Raw genomic sequence first — 18,915 nt, forward strand, 5'->3', positions numbered from 1 at the left:
ACGTCAGAGGCCAGAAAAGGGGAGGTGGATGTAGGGAAGCTGCACACGTGGATGATTGCCAGCCATTCCCCCCGCAGCATTCGTTAAGGGTACAAGATTCACCCCCTCGGGGAAAGTAAATTCCGACACCCGCAGGATTTCCAGCGAACGTTCCCAGGCCTCCCGGAAGCGAACCTGCCCCAGTTCCATCGAAAGCTCCTCGACCAACAAATCACTGGCTTCCTGCATTGCAGGCAGACGCGGCATCACAAGGTCCTCCAGACCTGCCGCGTGCAGGCGGCTCGCCTGGACAAACAAATGATTCTGAATTTCGGGTCGAAGGATCTGGGACACTTTTTCAAAGGGAGGGTATTTCGAGCTGAGATCAACCCAACCATGGAGGCCAACTTGCCCAACCTGCCCAAGGCGTTGGTCCCAGGCGTGGACTCCGCGAGACGTCGCTCTTTCGCCCTGCGATGCAAGCGGGACGGATGCTTCCGGTGGCACCAATGAATTTTGGCTGATGCTGCCCCACCAAACAGAGTCACCCCAGGTTGCAATCGGACCAGCCGAAACCGTCTCCGAAGGTGGGTCGTTGAGTGACGGGGAAACTCCGGATTGAGAGGCATCCCACCGCGCCACCGGGTCCGAATCCTCTGGAACAAAGTCCTGGCTGGGAGAGGTCGCGACACTCATCGCGGTGCCGAGCGTGTGTGCGTAGGCAACCGTTCCCCGGTCTCTCCAACGCTGAGTTTGGTCGTTGGCATCGTGCCGAATCACCAATTCTTCGAACGGCAGTTGCCATAAAAAACCACTCGGTACAACGATCACGTGCTGGATCCCCGGGTGATCGATGCCGCACAACGGAGGGAACAAACGCTGGGTCAACTCCAACTCCATCTGCTGAGTTCGCAGACGTTGTGCCTTGTTCTCGATCTCGTCCACCGTGGTCGGCAAACTCAAGATCGTTGCCAGCCAACGTTCGCACTGCTGCCGAAGTTCGGTTGCTGAACGCACCTGCCAATGGCTGGCTTGGTTTCGATGCACCAAGGTTCCAACCACATTGTCATCATCCACTTGAAACGAAACGATCGCCATGTTGGCTGGCAAGACGCTCCAATCCGGTCGCTCGTTTCGTTCCGGGATTGGCGGCGGCTCAACACGAGGCAGCAAGGCTTGGTTGGAAGCCAGCGACGACAACTGCCCCTGCAACCGCTCATGCAAAATCGCCGCGTCCAAACCGAGCACCCTGGGGTTGAGCTGCATGGCCGGGGCAAGAGCTTGCAATTCCTTGTTCAGATCCGCTTGATTTGGAAAGAAGTCCTCCAGCGAAAGCTCTTTGTTTCTCAAGACCTGACGCAGTGCACAACGCAGATCCGTTGTTCCGGGCAGTTCGCCCAGCGTGTTTCTCGCACTGGCGGATTGCTGTTCATCCATTCGAACGGCAACGCGTTCCGCTTCGCCGGCCGCCACTGCAAGTCGAACGCCCAACCCGGTCCACGATTGCCGGTCCAGCTCAAAACAAAACTGATCAAATGCGGTGAGGTCCTGCCCCGCCAGCGATTCGCGCCAATGCGATTGATAACGCTGACTTCGAGTGGCGGCTGGCACGCGGTTCTGATTGGGCAGTTGAAGTTCCCAAAACCGAAACGCCAAGGGATGGGTGATCGAACGAACCTCAGCCGATGGATCGCTCGTTTGCATCCCGCTTGCAAACCGACGCGTCTGCTCGAGCAACTCTTCTCGGACAATTCGACGGCGTTGGAGTTCCTTCAGCGTCTGAAGATTCTTCGCGTCGTCTCCTTCCGGATCCAACCGGGCCAAACCGACCGTTCGTTGAACATCGACTTGAAGCTGCAACCAATTCGCAACGGCCGCCGAGTGAGGCAAATCCAATCGACGAGCCCTGCGAAACCGTTCTGACATCGACAGATGATTGCCTGCGGCCGCAGGTCGGTTTGCCAGGAGCGCCGCTCTCGCCGCAAACACTCTCAATTGATACGCGATCGCAGGGGTTTGACGACGCAAAATCTCCGATCGAGTGACCAAGTCCCGTTCCAAAGCAAGTGCCAGGCTCTCGATGTCTTCCCAACGATCCAGTTCGTCCAATGCGAGTTCGAAACATTCGACGGCCAACTGGAACTGCCCCAACGCGAAAGACACCTCGGATGTCGAGACGGCGGTTTCAACAAATTCAACCAAGTCTTGTCGAGAAGGCAAAACCACCGCCGGCAGCCCCTCCCTCAATCGCATCTCCTGATTCGCGATCTGTCGATGGGTCATCCATCGGTTCGACAAGGATCTCAAACGGGTCAAGCGGGCGATCGGCGTCAGCACATGAAAGCCCCCGGAGATTTGATCGAGCGGTTCGACCAACTGGATGTCAGAGTCGTCGCCAGCGTGATAACGCACCGCCACCCGAGAAGCAGCGACCAAGGTTCCGGCAGCATGAAATCGTTGGTCAGAACCGAGAACGCCAGGCGGCACCGTCGCCGCAAGCAATTGTTGACCGACCGGATTCTGCAGCACGAACGCTCGACCTCGCAACCATCGCATTCGATAGGCAGCGAGCGAAAGCTGACGGAGAACTTCTGCGATATCCAGTCCTCGCAATTGATCAATATTCTCTGGCAAATCCTCCGAGATGAACCAGTTGCCAGCTGGGACTCCCGCCATCAAGTAGCGTCGAAGACGCACCAACGGCACACGCTCTGCCGATGGCCACAAATCCAGATTCGTGCGTACCAGTTCGTTCGGAGCTTCCATCAAGCGATTGAAATCATCCTCGATTTGCCTGGACGTTCCGACGCTTCTTCGCCTCGGAATATCGCTTGGCGGAGACGTTAAGACTCGCCACTGAATCCCTGATAGAAACGTTGGGTTGGCGACGATGACCTGGATCGCGGTGTCGTAGTGTTCCGCGGCCGCGGCCAGATCCCCAGCTTGAAGATGACATTCGCCCAGCAAGGTTCGAATGGAGATTCGACCGAGCAAATGCCGCATGGTGCTGGTCGACGCCGCGTCGCGTTCCAACTGGTTCAGAATCGCGATCGCCCGAGTGATTTCACCACGAAAGAAAGCCTGTTGCGCCACTCGATAGGCGAGTGGAGGGGCAACATCTTGAAACGCAAGGTCTTGGTTCGGTTGCGGAAGGTTGTTCTCAAAGCGGTCAGCGAGCCCTGCGGCTTCCAACGCCTCTCGGGCCGCATCCTCACCTGGTTGCTGGGCCGATGTCTGCGTCACTCCTAGGAAACAGACCGCGACCGCCAGTCCGTACCAACACGGGAGAAGCCAACCTCGAATCAACATGCCTGTCCCTCATCGAAGGGTAGAAATTCGGTGCAACCTCCTTCAGTCTTCGACCGCCGGTCAGTCGCCAACACCCAAGTCGTCATCCAACGCGTCCAAAATCAGCTTCAATTCGGCCTCTTCGTGCTCGTGAAACTGCTTCACAAACGCGTCGTAACGGACCAGAACCTTTTCTTGGGCGGTGGTGACTTCGGGGGTCACGCCCTCAATCGGCGTGTCGCCGGTGCAAGCCTGCGCGGCCGCTTCCGCCAAGTGTCTCGAATCTTCGAACAAGACGGCGTGTTGGTTCCGCAAATTTTCCGCCGCCAAAGACATTTCCGGGTCCGCATCCAAGGCCTGATCGAAGTAGCCGTAAGCTTCTTCCAAGCCAAAATGCAGAGCCAACTGGTCGTTCAAGTCACTAAATAACTGAATTAATTCAGGCCAATGGTTGGCCGCTGCCTCCCGCGGCTGCGTCAGAACAGCCAAGCGGTCCGTCAATATTTTCAGGTCGCGATTGTCATTCTTGATGTCCTGCATAAACGCCGCGTTGACACTCAAACGGCGTGAATTGTTCGCTTGCTCGGCCATGTTGCTACCTTCCATTGCAGTGAATTGACTGCCTTCATTGTAGCCTTCCAGTGAATCGGGCTGGGATGCTTCCAACGACGAAATGGCCCGGATCAACAAAATGATTTTCGACCTTGACTGATTTTCTAGGATGGGAACAATTTGACTCCGTGGTCGAGACGATTCGTTTCGGCCGCAGAAATCTTGAGAAAGGAGTTCTCAAGAAGTGTGCTTCCCAGGAATTGGGTTCGCGTGAAACTGGATTCACGTGAACAACGAAGCACCACGACGATCCATTCACGTCAGCAAGGAGGCGACGAGATGCGTCACGCAATCGATCAATGGTTGAGCCAAACCAAACCGGGTGGAACCTTCCGGTCTTCATTCGGCTCCTCGACAATGCCGCCTCACGAAGCGGTGAAGTGGAACGATCCCTCAGGCAGCAACGTTCAAACGGTTCGCCGCGTTGACCAATCGACTGCCTCCGAGCAGATCCAATCGCGAGCGACCAAGCTTGCTGGCGCCACGGAATCCAATTCGCCCAGCCCTTCCACCTCCCGGCGTGATGCTTCCACGACGCGTCTGTCAGGTTTGCTGAAGAAAGTTCGCTTCTTCTCGGGATCCGACATCGAGTTCACCTCGATCGCCCAATCAGCCGAGACCTGCGAACCCGGTCAATTGGTGGTCTATCGCTTGGGCGATGACTGCCCGGTTGAATTGATCTCGCAAGCTCTCGCCCGTGGTGCCGCCGGCATTCTGACGGAGCAAATTTTGCCAGCTCCGGTTCCTCAAGCCATTGTGGCGGACACCGACCGAGCCCTCGCGGAAATTCGATCCAAGCAAACCGATCGCCCCGACCAAAAACTCATCACGATCGGCATCGTTGGCTCGGCCGGAAAAACGGTCACCGCATTCCTCACCGCCTCCGTTCTGCGCGACATCCCCTGCCGAGTCGCCTACCAAACGGACCTTGGATCCAGCGATTCGGTGGTCACCGAAGCAGGGCCCGCCAAGGCCACCAACGGCGCGTCGCTGATTGACGCCTTGTCCGATGCCGTGGATGCGGGCGCAGCCGTCAGCATCACCGAAATGGATTCCACTCAACTGCGTCTGGGAGCCTACGACCAGATTGAATTGGACATCGTCGTCGTGACCGGGCGTGATGCAGGCAGCAACGACTTTGGGCCTTCACCGATCGAATGTGCTTTCGAATTGGTGACGCAGGGCGGGGTGTTGATTGTGCCAGAATCAAACCAACACATCCTTTCCGCAGCACACGCGACGGCACAGACACAGAACATCGAACTGGTGACCTACGGAGTCGACAACGCCGCCGATGTTTCGATCCGCACGATCTCGCACGAAGACGGCACCTTGACCGCCATGCTGCGACATGAATCCCGAGCCGCGGTGATGGAATCGTTCCTCGGCCGGGGACACTTTGCCGAATGCTTGGCCGCCGCTGCCGCCGTTGGCGTGGTGACCGAAAACCCCTTGCCACAAATCGCCGAATCCCTCTGCAAACTTCGCGATTTGCCAGGCCGGTTCGAAGCCATCACGACCGACGACTGGGAAACCGATCAAAATAATCCCGCCGTGCGTTTGGACATTGGTGGAACGCCTGAACGAGTCAAGTTTGCTTTGCAAGCGGCTCGCAAAGAACTGCTGCAAACCCCCGCCAGCTCCGCCCCAATGACGTTGCCCATGCACGCTTCCTCCAAAGCAAGCAGGGCCAAACGTCCCAAACTTTGGTGCGTCTTGGCGGTCAGCGAAAAAGACGATGCTGACACGCTGATGCAGTACGGTCGCTTGCTGGAAACCATGCCCGATCACTGTGTGCTGACCTGCGTCGGATCGGACAAAGCGCACTTTCTATCGATGAGCCACGGTGTTTTGGACGGGATCCAAGATGTCGCCGCCATGCGATTGGTCGCCGATCCCAACCGCGCAATCCAGTGGGCGCATGGCGAAGCAAGTCACAACGACATGATCTTGGTCATCGGCGGGATCGACCGTCGCAATCCCGACTCGGAACGCCGATCCTTGGATGCGGTCACTCAAGTCATCACCGCCTGTGCGGAAGAACGCGAACAAGCTCTGCAAGCGAATTCGCAACCAGCCATCAGCCCAAGCCTGCCCGACTCCGGTCTGCCAAACTCCGACCTGCACGGCCAGAACTTGCCCGGTCAGAACAATGGCACCGACGCTGATCCCCCCCAACTCAAATTGTTCGACGGAAACTGATCCCTCCCCGATGAGACTGCTATGACCTCTTGGTGGCAACGACTTCAATCCAAGTGGGATGAGTGGTGCGGTGATCGCGAAATGGAGCAATCCATTCGTCGGCACCTGCGTCAAAATGGGTACTTCGGCGCGACCGCCAAATTGAGCGGCGTGCGACTGGTCGCGGTCCAACGCCCCGGTTGGCAACAACTGTTTCGGTTTGATGTTCGCGCACGCGTGGATTTCCAAACGCCCGATGATGAACCAGATCCCGATCCGGTCTATCACGAACTGTACGGTTTGGTTCACGAAGACATTCGTCACAACCGCAGCCAGGTGCGTGTGTTTGACACGCCGGAACAACGCGTCGAGCTGTTCCGCGACTGGAGTGAAGGGTTGATCTGTTTGCGGGGTGCGAAAGGACTGCTAAGTTGATTCGAGGGAGAACTCGATTCGCCCTGCTTCCTTTGCTGCACTCACACCTTTCCATCGCAGACTCGATAGCCGCCATGTTTGATCGCCGCGATTCTTTGGTTCTCAACTCGCTTTCGACCACGTTCTTGCCCTGCTGGCTTCTGTTGGGAATCAGCACTTTGTTCGGGGGGAACGCCACGGCGATTGCCCAGGATGAATCGGATTTCCTCACCAACGTTCGCAAGCTGACGTTCGAAGGACGGCGCGCCGGCGAAGGCTACTTCAGTGCCGATGGCACCCGGATGGTCTTCCAAAGCGAACGCGATCCATCCAACCCGTTCTATCAAATCTATGTTTCCGACTTGGAAACCGGTGATATCCAACGCGTTTCGCCTGGCTTTGGCAAAACGACTTGCGGTTGGATCCACCCGAACGGCAAACAGGTTTTGTTTGCCAGCACGCACGCCGATCCAGCGTCAAAGCGTTTGCAACAGGAAGAACTCGACTTCCGGGCATCCGGCGAATCCCGTCGCTACTCATGGGATTACGACCCAAGCTACGAACTTTACGCCGCTGACCTGGATCAAATCGAACCAGGCACCACGAAAGGTTTGACCGCCCTGACGGACGCCAAGGGTTACGACGCGGAAGCCAGCTACAGCCCGGATGGAACGCAAATCGTTTTCGCGTCCAACCGCGCCGCTTACTCGCAAGAGTTGTCCGAACGCGAACAAGAACAATTCGAGCGTGACCCGGCCTTCATGAACGACCTCTACATCATGGACGCGGACGGTTCGAACGTGAAACGACTGACCAGTGAACCCGGTTACGACGGCGGACCATTCTTTTCGCCCGATGGACAACGAATCTGCTGGCGACGCTTCGCTCCCAACGGAGCCACCGCGGAAATCTTCACGATGAAGACCGATGGCTCCGACGTCAAACGATTGACTGAAATCAACGCAATGAGCTGGGCACCGTTCTATCACCCCAGCGGTGAGTTCCTGGTTTTCACCACCAACAAACACGGGTTCGCAAACTTTGAACTGTACTTGGTTCGAGCCGACGGCGAAGGCGAGCCCGTTCGATTGACCACCACGGAAGGTTTCGATGGTCTGCCGGTCTTTCTTCCCACTGGCGACCAGTTGTCTTGGACGACCACACGTGTTGTGGACAGCAACGGCAACGTCGTGATGGAAGATGGCCAGCCCAAGCAAAGCACCTCGCAGATCTACGTGGCGGACTTTGATGTCGAGACCGCTCGTCAACGCCTGGGGTTGGCTGACCCAAACAGCAACAGCCAAACAGACGAAGATGCGTCGCTGGCCCGAACGAACTTGACCGCCACGGCACCGGAGTTTCGCCCGAGCGATGTGATGCGTCACGTCGACTACCTGACTCGTCCTGAACTCGGCGGTCGATTGACGGGAACGCCGGGCGAAAAGCGAGCGACCGCCTACGTGGCGGCTTACTTGGAAAGCTTGGGGTTGGTTCCCGCCGGGCAGGACGGAACGTTCTTTCATGACTTTGAATTCCCAGCGGGTTCGTCCCTGGGGCCGGCCAACCAACTGACAATCACCACCTCATCGCCTGGTGGCAATTCCGCGACAATTGACGCCGAATTGACGGAATCGTGGGCCCCGCTTTCGTTCTCACAAACAGGCGACATCGAATCAGCTGAAGTCGTTTTCGCAGGTTACGGCCTGCAAGTTCCCGGCGATGAAGAGAACGATGAGTACGACAGTTACGTTCACTTGAATGTTGCCGACCGTTGGGTCTTGGTTCTGCGAGACCTGCCGCAAAACATCTCCGCCGAACAACGCCAACGGATGGCACGCTACGGCGATCCACGTCGCAAAGCCACCATCGCTCGCGACCTGGGAGCTCGCGGAATCATCTTCGCTGCTGGTCCCAACAGCCAAGTGAAGCGAGACGTGATCCGCTTTGATAGCAACGCGTCCCAAGCACAGGTCAGCTTGGCTGCTGTCTCCATCAGCAACGAAGTCGCATCCAAGTTGGTTCGCGCAGGCGGTCGCGACTTGAAAGAGCTGCAAACGCATCTCGATGACGGAAAGATGGCGATGGGGATTCCAATGTCGGGTATCACGGTCAAAGCATCGATCGAAATCAACCGCCAAACCGGCACAGGTCGAAACGTGATCGCCCGCTTGCCGGCTGACTCCAAAGCCAACGCATCCACCCCCGTTCAGTTCCCGGTCGTGATGGTGGGTGCCCACATCGATCACCTGGGACGAGGCGGAGGCAGCAACTCACTGGCCCGATCGGACGAAGAAAACCAAGTCCACGTCGGAGCCGATGACAATGCCAGCGGGGTCGCGGCGATGCTGGAAATCGCTCAGTACCTCGTCGACCAAAGAAACTCCGGCCGTTTGCAAATGAAACGAGACTTGATGATCGCCGCCTGGAGCGGTGAAGAGTTGGGGCTGTTTGGATCGCAAGCCTACGTCGATGACTTTGGAAAACTCTACCCAGCTGCTCCGATCCAAGACCCCAGCGAAGATGACATTGCGATTGCACACGCTCATGGGATGACCCCCGATGCAGCTTCGCTTGGCGATGCGGTCGCGGTTTACCTGAACCTCGACATGGTCGGTCGCTTGCGAGACAAACTGATCGTGCAGGGCATCGGGTCATCGCCTGGTTTTGAAGGGGAAGTCCAACGCCGCAACGTGCCGGTGGGTGTTGCCTTGAAACTCGATCGAACCAGCACACGTTTGCCAACCGATGCGTCTGCCTTTGTGGCTCGCAAGGTGCCGATTTTGTCTGGATTCACGGGAGCACACGAGGACTACCACACACCTCGAGACACCCCCGACAAACTGAACTACGAAGGCAACGCCGACATCGCGAATTTGTTTGGATTGCTGACCCGCGGTTTTCTGATGTCCGGCGAGGTGCCCGAGTTCAAACTGGACGAAGGTCAATCGACCGAAGAAGTCCCACGGGCTCGCTTGACCGCCTACCTGGGAACGATCCCAGACTACGGTGCCGGCGAAATCAAAGGCCTGAAGCTGAGTGGAGTCGCATCCGGGGGGCCCGCTGAAACCGCGGGGGTTCGCGGCGGCGACGTGATCGTGAAGTTGGCCAAGCAAACCATCGAGGACATCTACGACTACACTTATGCCATTGAAGCGTTGAAGATCGGCGAGACGGTCGAGATGGTTGTCCATCGCGAAGGCCAGGACGTGACGCTCTCCATCACCCCCGGGTCACGAGATTGATTGCAACGAAACGGACCGATTCTCGATGGCGAGTCTTCATGACTTCGCTTGTCGGTCTGATTCTGCATGTCGGTTGCTGGCAGGATCCAGTTTTCGGGCAAGACGCGCCGCGGGCCCCGCTCGTGGCGGAAGGCCTGATCGACGAAGACAAGTTGGTCGCCGAGCCGATCGAAATGTCGTCGCTGCCCGCCCCGAGTGATGAAGTGGCGGAACTGCTGAAGGTCGGACAGGTTGAATTCATCTCCGGCGGGCCGCGCCCCTCCGAAACCCGTGGCCTACGATCCCCTGGGTTTATCAACCGAGACTTTGACGCCGAGACCCGGTTCAGCTTGTCCTACCACTTCTCCAGTCGCTGCCGCTGGTGGTGGGACGAAGATGGAATCGTGATCCGAGTTCGATACCCGGAACTGAATCTCAAGGTCTTTCACGAGGTTTGGTTCCGCCAACGCCCCAATGACCTCCGCCAGTTTTGGTCCTTGAGCTTGGTCCAGCATGAACTCGACCACATCCGACTCTCCACCGACCCGCGCGTGCTCAAGCGATTTGAGACGGCCGTTCGCAGTGAAGAGAGTTTGCGTTTCAGCTTTTCAGAAGTCGAGTCGATCCTCGGCGAGCAAGCCAACTCGAGAACGTCGAACCGTCGCTCACCGCGTCTGACCCCAGAACAAGTTCGGAAGCTGATCAACGAGCGAGTTCGCGAGCACTTCGACCAAACCTTCCAGTTGATCGAAATTCGCTACCGTGAGCTGGACCGACAAACCGCCCATGGTTCGTTCGCGGTTCCGACAGACAGCCCCCTTCGACAGTGGCTCGATCATTCCTCGGCCGAACGAGACGGCGAGCCGCAATCGGACTAGTTCCGATCGCGATCCCGGCGGCAAAGTGCGTGACTCCGCCGGATTGGATTCAGCGGCGGAGGAATTTCACGAAATCGCGATGCCGAGTTCTCCGACGGCGGATCGCATCTTGGGACACATCGTTCCGCGTGGTAAGTTGCCAGCTTCACTCGCTCACACGGCAGCCAAGCTGCCCGCACGCCCCCATTTATTGCGACTGTTTATGTCCATCGACACCTACTCGATATGCCCTTGTGGTAGCGGCAAGAAGATCAAGTTTTGCAAATGCAAGGACTCTGTACACGAACTTGACCGCGTGCTGAAGATGATCGATGGGGGCCAACTTGTCCCCGCCTTGGACCGCTTGAGCGCGATCTTGGAAGAACATCCTGACGCCGCTTGGGCGCTCGCGATTCGCGGCCGTTTGTTCATGGATTTGCGTGAATACACGTCACTGGAAGAAAACGCGGAACGCTTCCGACGCTTGCAGCCCTCCAACCCGCTGGCGTTGACCCAAAGTGCCGCCGCCGCCCTTTTCCGCCAAGACTTGTCGGCCGCCACCGAGCTGATTTTGGAAGCGTTGACCGAAAGCGGCCAAACGGTCGATTCGTTCGTTCTGGACGTCGCATCGCTGCTCTCCTACGCCCTGGCGGGCAACGGAATCCTGTTGACGTCGCGTGTCTACGCCACCCTGGCGTTAGTTTCGACCGGCTACGAAGACAGCCGAATGGCTGCCAATGTGCTGCAGCAAATCAACGGGGACCCGTCGGTCAACCAATTGGCCAAGGCCGTCCCGAATTTGATTCCGCCGCCAGAAAGCGCCGATTGGGTCGAACGCTACGACGAAGCCGCTCTGTTGCTTTCCAACAACAAAGTCGCCCTGGCACAAACCAAATTTGAATCTCTGCAGCGATCCGCCCCCCTGCAGCCGGCCGTCCTTTCCGGCTTGCTCAACTGTGCGATTTGGCGAGGCGATCACGTCGCTCAATCCGAACTGCTGGTCAAACTCTCCCAGTGCGAAGAACTGGACTTTGATGAGCGTGCTCGCTTCCTGGCGTTGGCACAAATTGCCAGTCCCGATGCCGATGGCATGACCGTTGAACACACGGAACTGATGGCGGACGTCGATTCCATCGATGAGTACCAAATGGCGTTGATCGCCAACCCCCGATTCGAAGAATTGCCAGCGGACGCGTTGGAATCCGTGAAACGCGAAGGCGATGTTGCCCCTCGCTCCGCCTTCCAGATTCTCGACCGCGCCGTGCTGGACGAAGGCGAAACGCTGACGGCCGACAACATTCCAGTCGGGTTGGCGGCTCTCTTCCTGTTCGGTCGTGAAACGGATCGGTCCGCACGCCTGCAAGTCCTTGGTCTGCCCGTCGCGAAACGCCCCCAAGTCCAAGAACTTCTGGACGAAGTCGCTCCCAATGTCAATTGGACCGAAGGCGAGAAGGGTCAGCTGCCCCTGGCCATGATCGCGACACCTCAAATTGGCGGCATTCGTCCCGAGCACCAGAAGGACCTGGATGCCGTGGTCAAAGAGCTGATCCGTCAACGTGTTCCTGAAACACTCTCGACGACACCCGTCAAATTGCTCGGCGACGTTTCCTTGAAGGACGCTGCTAGCGACGACAGCAAAAAGCTGCAACGTGCCGCCATGGTGCGATTCATTGAAGGCGAAGACAGCTTGGTGGCCCGAGACGAAGAATTGATCAACCGCCTTTGTGAGCTGGGAAACCTTCCGCAGGTTGAACGTAAAAAAATCACCGGCGACGAACTCGAAGAGATCCCAGGCAGTGACCTGGATCGAATCGACCCATCCGGATTGGATCCCGAAAACCTGATCTACCTGATCCAGCGTGCTCAGCAGATTTCGGCCACCTCCATCGGCCGCCGGGCTTCCATCGCGTTGCTGGAAGCGGACACCGAATCGGTTGATGACGGCCGATTCATCGGTGCCAAAATCATCGCTTATTCGTTCCTGATGCAGCGTGCGACCGAGTCCGATGAAGCGGTGGATTACTTGGACAAAGCCAAGGTCTACGCCGAAGAACACAAGCTCTCCGACGCTTCGTTGTTGCTGGCTGAACTCGGCCTTCGACTGCGTCGCCAAGAAATCGATTTGTTCCAAAACACCGTGCAAGCGATCGTTCAAAAGCACAGTGACAACCCCGAAGTGATGGGCCGGTTGCAGCAAATCTTGGCTCAACTCGGACTGATCAATCCCGACGGAACGCCTCGCCAGGCCCCAGGCATGGGCCCTGCATCGCAGGATCCTGCCGGCGGCGGACTCTGGACTCCCGACGGCGACTCCGGCGGATCCGCCCCCGCCAGCCCTGCTGGTGGCGAAGCTTCTGGTGGTGGCAAACTTTGGGTCCCCGGAATGGACTGATGGCAAACGAGCCCGACGCAACCGCGAATGGTCAATCGGCGGAAGATCTCCGCTGGATGACCGAAGCCATTGACCTTGCCTCCCTGGGGCGAGGTCAGGTCGAACCGAACCCTCCGGTCGGCTGCGTTCTGGTTCGTGATTCGGTCTGCATCGGCAAGGGCTACCACCAACGATTCGGTGGCCCCCATGCCGAGGTCGAGGCCTTGTCCGACTGCGCCGATGCAACCGGAGCGACCGCGTACGTTTCGTTGGAACCCTGTTGCCATCATGGCAAAACCCCCCCGTGCGCCGACGCATTGATCCGAGCCCAGGTCGCCCGGGTCGTCGTGTCGGTGGTGGACCCGTTTGACCAAGTCGACGGTGGCGGAATCGAACGACTTCGCTCCGCGGGAATCGAGGTCACCACGGGCGTCGCCAAGGAGGCCGGGGAGGATCTGCTGGGTGCCTACCTGAAACGTGTCCGCACGGGCATGCCCTGGGTGATCGCGAAATGGGCGATGAGCCTGGATGGACGCATCGCCACCAAGACCGGCGAAAGCAAATGGATCACGGGGCCGGCCGCTCGAACTGCGGTTCATGAACTCCGGGCCAGCGTCGACGCGATTGCTGTCGGCATGGGCACGGTCATCGCGGACAACCCCTTGCTGACCGTTCGCCTGCCCCAGATCGCCGACGCCAAACCGCCCGGCGGCACGAACCCGAAGATCGCGTCCAGCACTCGCCAATTGGTCCGCTTGGTCTATGCCCGATCAAGGCTGCCAGACCTGCAAACTCAATTGGTCCAGACCGCTTCGGAAACACCCACTTGGGTGATCGCGGGACCTCAGATCGCGAACGCTGACTTAGCCAAGCTTGCCGATCACGATGTCGAAACCTGGCAATGCGAGTCGTCGGATCCCATCGAGATGATCCGTCAGTCACTGCTTTGGCTGGGCAGCAACGACAACCCACGTGGGCTTGCCATGACCCATCTGATGGTCGAAGGCGGAAGCCAGTTGCTGGGCAGCTTTGCCGCCGCCCGACAACTCGACGAAGTGCACGCCTTCATCGCTGGCAAGTGCATCGGCGGCCGGGATGCCCCAGGACCACTTGGTGATCCTGGAGTCGAGGCTTTGACCGACGCGACGTCGCTGCGAATCAGCCGCTTGGACTCATTCGACAACGACGTGCGATTGATCTATCGACGGTAGGTCCAACTGACCGACATCGTCGCCACTCAGTTGCCGACTCCACCGACACCACCAGCAGCACCGCCAGCCGCACCACCGACTCCACCAGCAGCACCGCCGGCTGCTCCACCTGCGTCAGTACCGGTATCACCCGAGACGAAGTTGAAGGTCGTGACCTCACCGATTTGCGAGAATATCGGTGCGGGGCTGATTCGGACGTAACGACGATCAGCAGAGATGATCGCCAAACCGGTCATCGAGGCCCCCTCGGGCAAGGAGGTGATCACCGGCATGTAACCAACACCACCTTGTGGGTTGAAGCCATTGATCCCGTTGACGCCGCCAGTCCCAAAAGGACCACCGTTTGCCCCGGGAAGCAACGAGGGATAGTCGCTAAAAAACTCTCGCAGCAACTGACGATTGTCCCCCAATGCATTCGCGGCTTGAGCGTTCAAGCCCCCGCCAGCGGCCGGGCCAATGAACTGCCCCAACGCTTGGTGCCCGACATCGCGGCCGAACTCAGCCAAGTGCTCCACCTGAGCTTCAGCCAGCTTCTCTTTTCGTTGTCCATCTTTGACTTCAAAGATCACCAACGCGTTCTGTTCCATCAAAGGGATGTCTTGGCGAATGAACTTTTGCTCCGGACGCCCCACATCGGTCAAGATTTCCACGGTGACTTTGCCGGTTGAAACGTTGCCCCAAATGCGACGCAACTGGACGCGGTACTCACCCGAGAAACCCTTCGGGCACAGGTACGTTTCTGAAACTTGTCCCGTGGCATCGTCCTGGGCACCCGGATAGGCATCGCCAAGCAAGGTGCCGCCGCTGGTGCTATTGGGTGATTCCAACGAGCAAACCGTTCCGGAGGGTTCTTCCACCGACAAGTCGACGTCGGCGTCGCCGGTCCAGCTCACTCGTACAATCGCATCGTGCGAAGCAGCTCGACGGAGAGCTTCGCTGAAATGCTTGGCCGATTCGCTGTCGCCTTCGGCCACCAGTTCTTGGTGAGTCGCACGAGCCATCAAACGAGCTTCTTCGACCAGCGGCTGAAATTTGTCACTCCAAGCCAATCCCAACACGCCTTCACAAGCCCAGGCCAAATCGGAGGGTTGATCCAAGCGTTTCGCCAATCGAAGTCCCATCACATAAGGTTCGCGGCGGTCTGGGTCCGCGTCCGAGATCTGGCGACAGAGCTTCATAGCCGCTGCCAGTTGCCCCATGTCTTCCAAACGTGCTGCCACGTTGAGCAGATCCTCGGGGGTTTCGGCGAAGTCCGCCGCTGAAAGCAGGGCCCGTTCGACTTCCGATTCAGGTGCGTCCGTCGCGGCCAAAGACAACGCATAGGCTTGGTACATCCAAGGTTGGATGTGCCCGGCCGAAATGGCACCGGCGATCACGGCACGGATCTCGTTGAAATGAGCCTTGGCAGCGTCTTTGTCACCCGCTTGTTCTGCGGCCGAAGCCTTCACGTTGAAGTGCGACACCGTCGCACGAACTCGGCGGTCCAAAATCGTCAAATCGCGTGCCGACTCAACGTTCCAATTGGCGAAGTGCTCTGACCACGCTTGGTCAACGGACTTCCCTTCTGGGATGTCGAGCTGAATGGCGCGATCGATGTTTTCGATCGAATCCGCATTGGACGCTTGGCTGGTTTCAGAGGCACTTGTCACAGCGGACGAATTGGCTTTGGATCGCAGCGAGGCGTCGTCAGGAACGATGAACATTCCTCCTCCGCCACCCATGCCGCCACCCATGCCGCCACCCATGCCGCCGCCCATGCCGCCGCCCATGCCGCCGCCCATGCCGCCACCCATGCCGCCGCCCATGCCGCCGCCCATGCCGCCGCCCATGCCGCCGCCGCCAAGGCTGACGATTGGCACGACCAAGTCACCGACCGGGTAAACCTTCGTGACCAAGTTGTCTTCGGCAGCGGTCACAGTCGTGATGTTCAGAACTTCGTCCTTGATCATGTAGGTCAAGTTCTGATCACGCAGCATCAGCCGCAGGAACGATCGCAACGAAACGTTTTCCAGTGCGATGTTCACAGGAATGTCTTCGGACAATCCCTCGCCTTCCAAACTGAAGACGTCAATTCGGATTGGAATCGTGCGGTCTTCACTGATCACTCGGATCGCATCATTCAGAGGTGTGTCGAGGAAGTTGTAAGAGACCTCATCCGACAAACTGGCTTCGATGCGTTGTTCTGATTCGCTGTCACCGACCAATTCGATCGATCCGTAACGCTCGATGCGTCGACGGCTCAAACGCTGCCAGGTTTCAGCTTCTGGATAAACGATCGGTGGATCGTCAACAAAAGGCACGGCCGCCTTCAGCACCAACGAAAACGCATCCACAAAGTTGCGTTCACGCAGTTCGCGATAACGACGATCGCGAGCGTAGGTTTGCAAAGCAAGCGTTTCGTCTGTGACGTGACGTCCAAGAACGCTGTCGTCGGTGATCGTGTCACCTGCCAAAGCAGCAATTTCCAACGACACCCCACCATCGGCTTCGGTGTAGCGTCCTTCATCGATCAAAGCATTCATCTGAGACGACAATCGTTTCAAACGATCTTCGCGACGATAGGTTTCTTGCAACAAACGAGCGGACGCGGTGGCACCGGCGGCCAGTTGCTCCAGATTGGCCTCTTGCTCGAGGAAGTCAGCCTCACGAGCACTGGCGATTTGAATCGCCGAACGAACTTGGCCGAGCAATTCACGACGCAGTTGAGGGTCAATATCAGGAGTTGTCTCGACTCGCGAAAGCAGGCTTTTCAAGCTGCCAGCGACACCGATGGGGTCTTGGCGAATCAGCCGACGTGCTTCTCGCAATTGAGCCCGGACTTCCCCTCGCAAACGACCTTCTTCACGTGAACGCAGTTGTTCGAAGCGGCCCAGCAAATCGCCACCGTCTTCTCGCAGTTCATTGTCGCCCACAACAGGTCCGAACCCGCTGTCGAATTGACCGCCACCGCCCATGGCTGGTCCTGCGTTCGCTGGCCCTGGGTTCGCGGGAGCAACCTCAGCGGGAGCACCGAAGACATCGTCGTCGGCTGCCAAGGGAGCGTCAGCGGCAGGTGCCGCATCAACCGCGGGTGCCGCCGTGGCAGGAGCTTCTGCAGCAGGTGCATCCATCGCGGGAGCATCATCAGCCGCCGCACCGAAGACATCGTCTCCGGCAGCAGGCTCCGTACCGAAGGGACTTTCAGCAGCCGCGTCACCGCCACCACCGAAGATGTCATCGAAGGGGTTGTCATCCCCGGTTTGCAGGATCAATCGCTTGCCTTCCGGCGTCGCCATCTTCAAGATCGCTTTGGCTTCCGCGTTGTTAGGATCGGCTTGCAAAGCTTCCAGAGCAACCGCACGCGCTCCACGCATGTTGCCTTGCTGCATCGCCATCGTGGCGGCGGTTGCCAACGATTCTGCACGAGCCGTCATCGCTTGAGCGGTTTGACGAAGCATTGGCGAACCGGCGGTTGCCAACAACAACCCATGAGCCGTTTTGTGTTCGGCAATCAAGCCAGTCAAGAAAGCGAAGTCAGGATTGTCCGACTCGACGCTTGCATTGGCTTTGATTTGAATGTCGCTGTTCCGAGTGCCACCGACCAAGTCGATCGCCACCTCTTCCGCGGGCGACTTCAGTTGTCCCAAGTAGATCGAATCACGGTCCAATCGCAGGGGCGGCAAACGATTGCCATGCACCCAGTCGATCTTCGCATTGGATTTGATTTCGGTGATCCAAATGGGCGACATCACGGCCGCGTCGGCGACCAAATCGGCGATCTCCGTTGGCGTTGCGTCGGTCCCCACGACCCCCAAAACACCACCGGTTTGATTTGCCAGAACTCCCATGATCGCAACGTTCTTGGTCGGACCAATCGCAACCGAGTGAACCGAGATGTGATCGTTTCGCAACGCATCGATGAGGTTCTCGAATCGCGACAGGTTTTGAGCCGCATCAATCGAAGCCGCGTCGCCGATGTAAACGATCGAGCGTGTTCGCGAATCTGGACGACCGGTCAAGGAGGCTCGGACAGTGTCCAAGACCGAGACCAAATTCGTGTTGCCTAACGGCAATCGCGAAGTCAATTTCGCGGTCGCGGCTGCCAAGTTGCTGTCGCCAGGAACCGCAAATCCACTGGTCAGCTCGTTGGCCTGCACGTCCGCAGCGAACAACGCCACGCGGACATCGCGGTCACGAACAGACTCGAGTGCCGCTTGCAGAGCCTTCATCGCGTCATCGCGATACGCTCCCACTTGGCTGGCCGACGTGTCAACGACGATGACCAGGTCACCAGCGGACTGGCGAACCGCGCGAAGCATGGAATCTTCCGCACCAGCCTGGATCGAAGCAGCGATCGATTGACCGCCGTCGTCCATGCTGTGGGAAACGATGCGAATCGACGCTTCGGAGGAAACAGCCTGGGAATCAGTCGCGGCCGGTGGAGCCGCCGAAACCGCAGTCGCCATGACCGCCAACGTCAAAAGGGCTGGCAACTTGCAGCCAAAAGTGGAAAAGATCTTCATCGACAACTCAGAGAAGGAGTGGGGACCAGAGGAGAGATGCTGGGATGCGTCAGGTGGCAGGTTCATCGTGATTCTCAGCGATTAGTCGCGGGATGAGACGGCGAAAAGCCAGGCGCGGACCATTCAGTCTATTTCTGGAAACTTCAATTTCCACGAAAAAACCGCTTCAAACAGCTCTTGGACCGCCAAGAATTCCGATTGTAGGGTGTAGCATTCTGCAACACCTGTTGCGAAACGCCGCAGCACTCCGCTGCAATCGGGTTCTCAATGACTTCGCAG

Annotated in this window: 9 protein-coding genes; 6 read left to right on the forward strand and 3 right to left on the reverse strand. The window is 58.1% G+C overall.

The genetic code is table 11. The features are described 5' to 3' along the window. Positions 1–3 precede the first annotated feature (3 nt). Both RISK_RS05885 and RISK_RS05890 read right to left on the reverse strand, forming a co-directional pair. Positions 4–3,288, reverse strand: a complete 3,285-nt coding sequence (locus RISK_RS05885) for a hypothetical protein (RefSeq protein ID WP_047813353.1) — start codon at positions 3,286–3,288, stop codon at positions 4–6. A gap of 60 nt (positions 3,289–3,348) precedes the next feature. Next, positions 3,349–3,873, reverse strand: coding sequence for a hypothetical protein (locus RISK_RS05890; RefSeq protein WP_047813554.1), 525 nt, complete (start codon positions 3,871–3,873; stop codon positions 3,349–3,351). A 216-nt stretch (positions 3,874–4,089) separates the two neighbouring features. On the opposite strand from RISK_RS05890, the gene RISK_RS05895 reads away from it, so the two are divergent. The 6 genes from RISK_RS05895 (at position 4,090) to ribD (ending at position 14,134) form a co-directional block, all read left to right on the forward strand. Continuing rightward, positions 4,090–6,081, forward strand: a complete 1,992-nt coding sequence (locus RISK_RS05895; RefSeq protein ID WP_047813354.1) for a Mur ligase family protein — start codon at positions 4,090–4,092, stop codon at positions 6,079–6,081. A 21-nt stretch (positions 6,082–6,102) separates the two neighbouring features. Next, on the forward strand, positions 6,103–6,495 hold the full coding sequence (locus RISK_RS05900; RefSeq protein WP_047813355.1) for a hypothetical protein: 393 nt from the start codon (positions 6,103–6,105) through the stop codon (positions 6,493–6,495). 74 nt (positions 6,496–6,569) lie between these two features. Then, on the forward strand, positions 6,570–9,716 hold the full coding sequence (locus RISK_RS05905) for a M28 family peptidase (protein WP_047813356.1): 3,147 nt from the start codon (positions 6,570–6,572) through the stop codon (positions 9,714–9,716). 38 nt (positions 9,717–9,754) lie between these two features. Further along, positions 9,755–10,573: a hypothetical protein gene (locus tag RISK_RS05910; RefSeq protein ID WP_102017529.1), complete on the forward strand. Its 819-nt coding sequence runs from the start codon at positions 9,755–9,757 to the stop codon at positions 10,571–10,573. Positions 10,574–10,652: 79 nt separating this feature from the next. Beyond that, positions 10,653–12,944 carry a tetratricopeptide repeat protein gene (locus tag RISK_RS05915; protein WP_047813555.1) on the forward strand — a complete coding sequence of 764 codons (2,292 nt, stop codon included), beginning with the start codon at positions 10,653–10,655 and terminating at the stop codon, positions 12,942–12,944. Then, complete coding sequence (ribD, locus tag RISK_RS05920) at positions 12,944–14,134, forward strand: bifunctional diaminohydroxyphosphoribosylaminopyrimidine deaminase/5-amino-6-(5-phosphoribosylamino)uracil reductase RibD (protein ID WP_047813358.1); 1,191 nt, start codon at positions 12,944–12,946, stop codon at positions 14,132–14,134. Before RISK_RS05915 ends, ribD begins: the two co-directional genes overlap by 1 nt. A gap of 26 nt (positions 14,135–14,160) precedes the next feature. Here the strand turns inward: ribD and RISK_RS05925 are convergent, their stop codons facing one another. Next, positions 14,161–18,636, reverse strand: a complete 4,476-nt coding sequence (locus RISK_RS05925; RefSeq protein WP_047813359.1) for a vWA domain-containing protein — start codon at positions 18,634–18,636, stop codon at positions 14,161–14,163. Positions 18,637–18,915 lie beyond the last annotated feature (279 nt).

The organism is Rhodopirellula islandica (genome assembly GCF_001027925.1).
Lineage (GTDB): Bacteria > Planctomycetota > Planctomycetia > Pirellulales > Pirellulaceae > Rhodopirellula > Rhodopirellula islandica.

What these genes read in the sequence shown, in the direction of transcription:
- RISK_RS05915 (WP_047813555.1), top strand. Translation starts at nt 10,653, where the DNA reads ATGCCGAGTTCTCCGACGGCGGATCGCATCTTGGGACACATCGTTCCG.
- RISK_RS05885 (WP_047813353.1), bottom strand. Translation starts at nt 3,288, where the DNA reads ATGTTGATTCGAGGTTGGCTTCTCCCGTGTTGGTACGGACTGGCGGTC.
- RISK_RS05910 (WP_102017529.1), top strand. Translation starts at nt 9,755, where the DNA reads ATGACTTCGCTTGTCGGTCTGATTCTGCATGTCGGTTGCTGGCAGGAT.
- RISK_RS05925 (WP_047813359.1), bottom strand. Translation starts at nt 18,636, where the DNA reads ATGAAGATCTTTTCCACTTTTGGCTGCAAGTTGCCAGCCCTTTTGACG.
- RISK_RS05905 (WP_047813356.1), top strand. Translation starts at nt 6,570, where the DNA reads ATGTTTGATCGCCGCGATTCTTTGGTTCTCAACTCGCTTTCGACCACG.
- RISK_RS05900 (WP_047813355.1), top strand. Translation starts at nt 6,103, where the DNA reads ATGACCTCTTGGTGGCAACGACTTCAATCCAAGTGGGATGAGTGGTGC.
- RISK_RS05890 (WP_047813554.1), bottom strand. Translation starts at nt 3,873, where the DNA reads ATGGAAGGTAGCAACATGGCCGAGCAAGCGAACAATTCACGCCGTTTG.
- ribD (WP_047813358.1), top strand. Translation starts at nt 12,944, where the DNA reads ATGGCAAACGAGCCCGACGCAACCGCGAATGGTCAATCGGCGGAAGAT.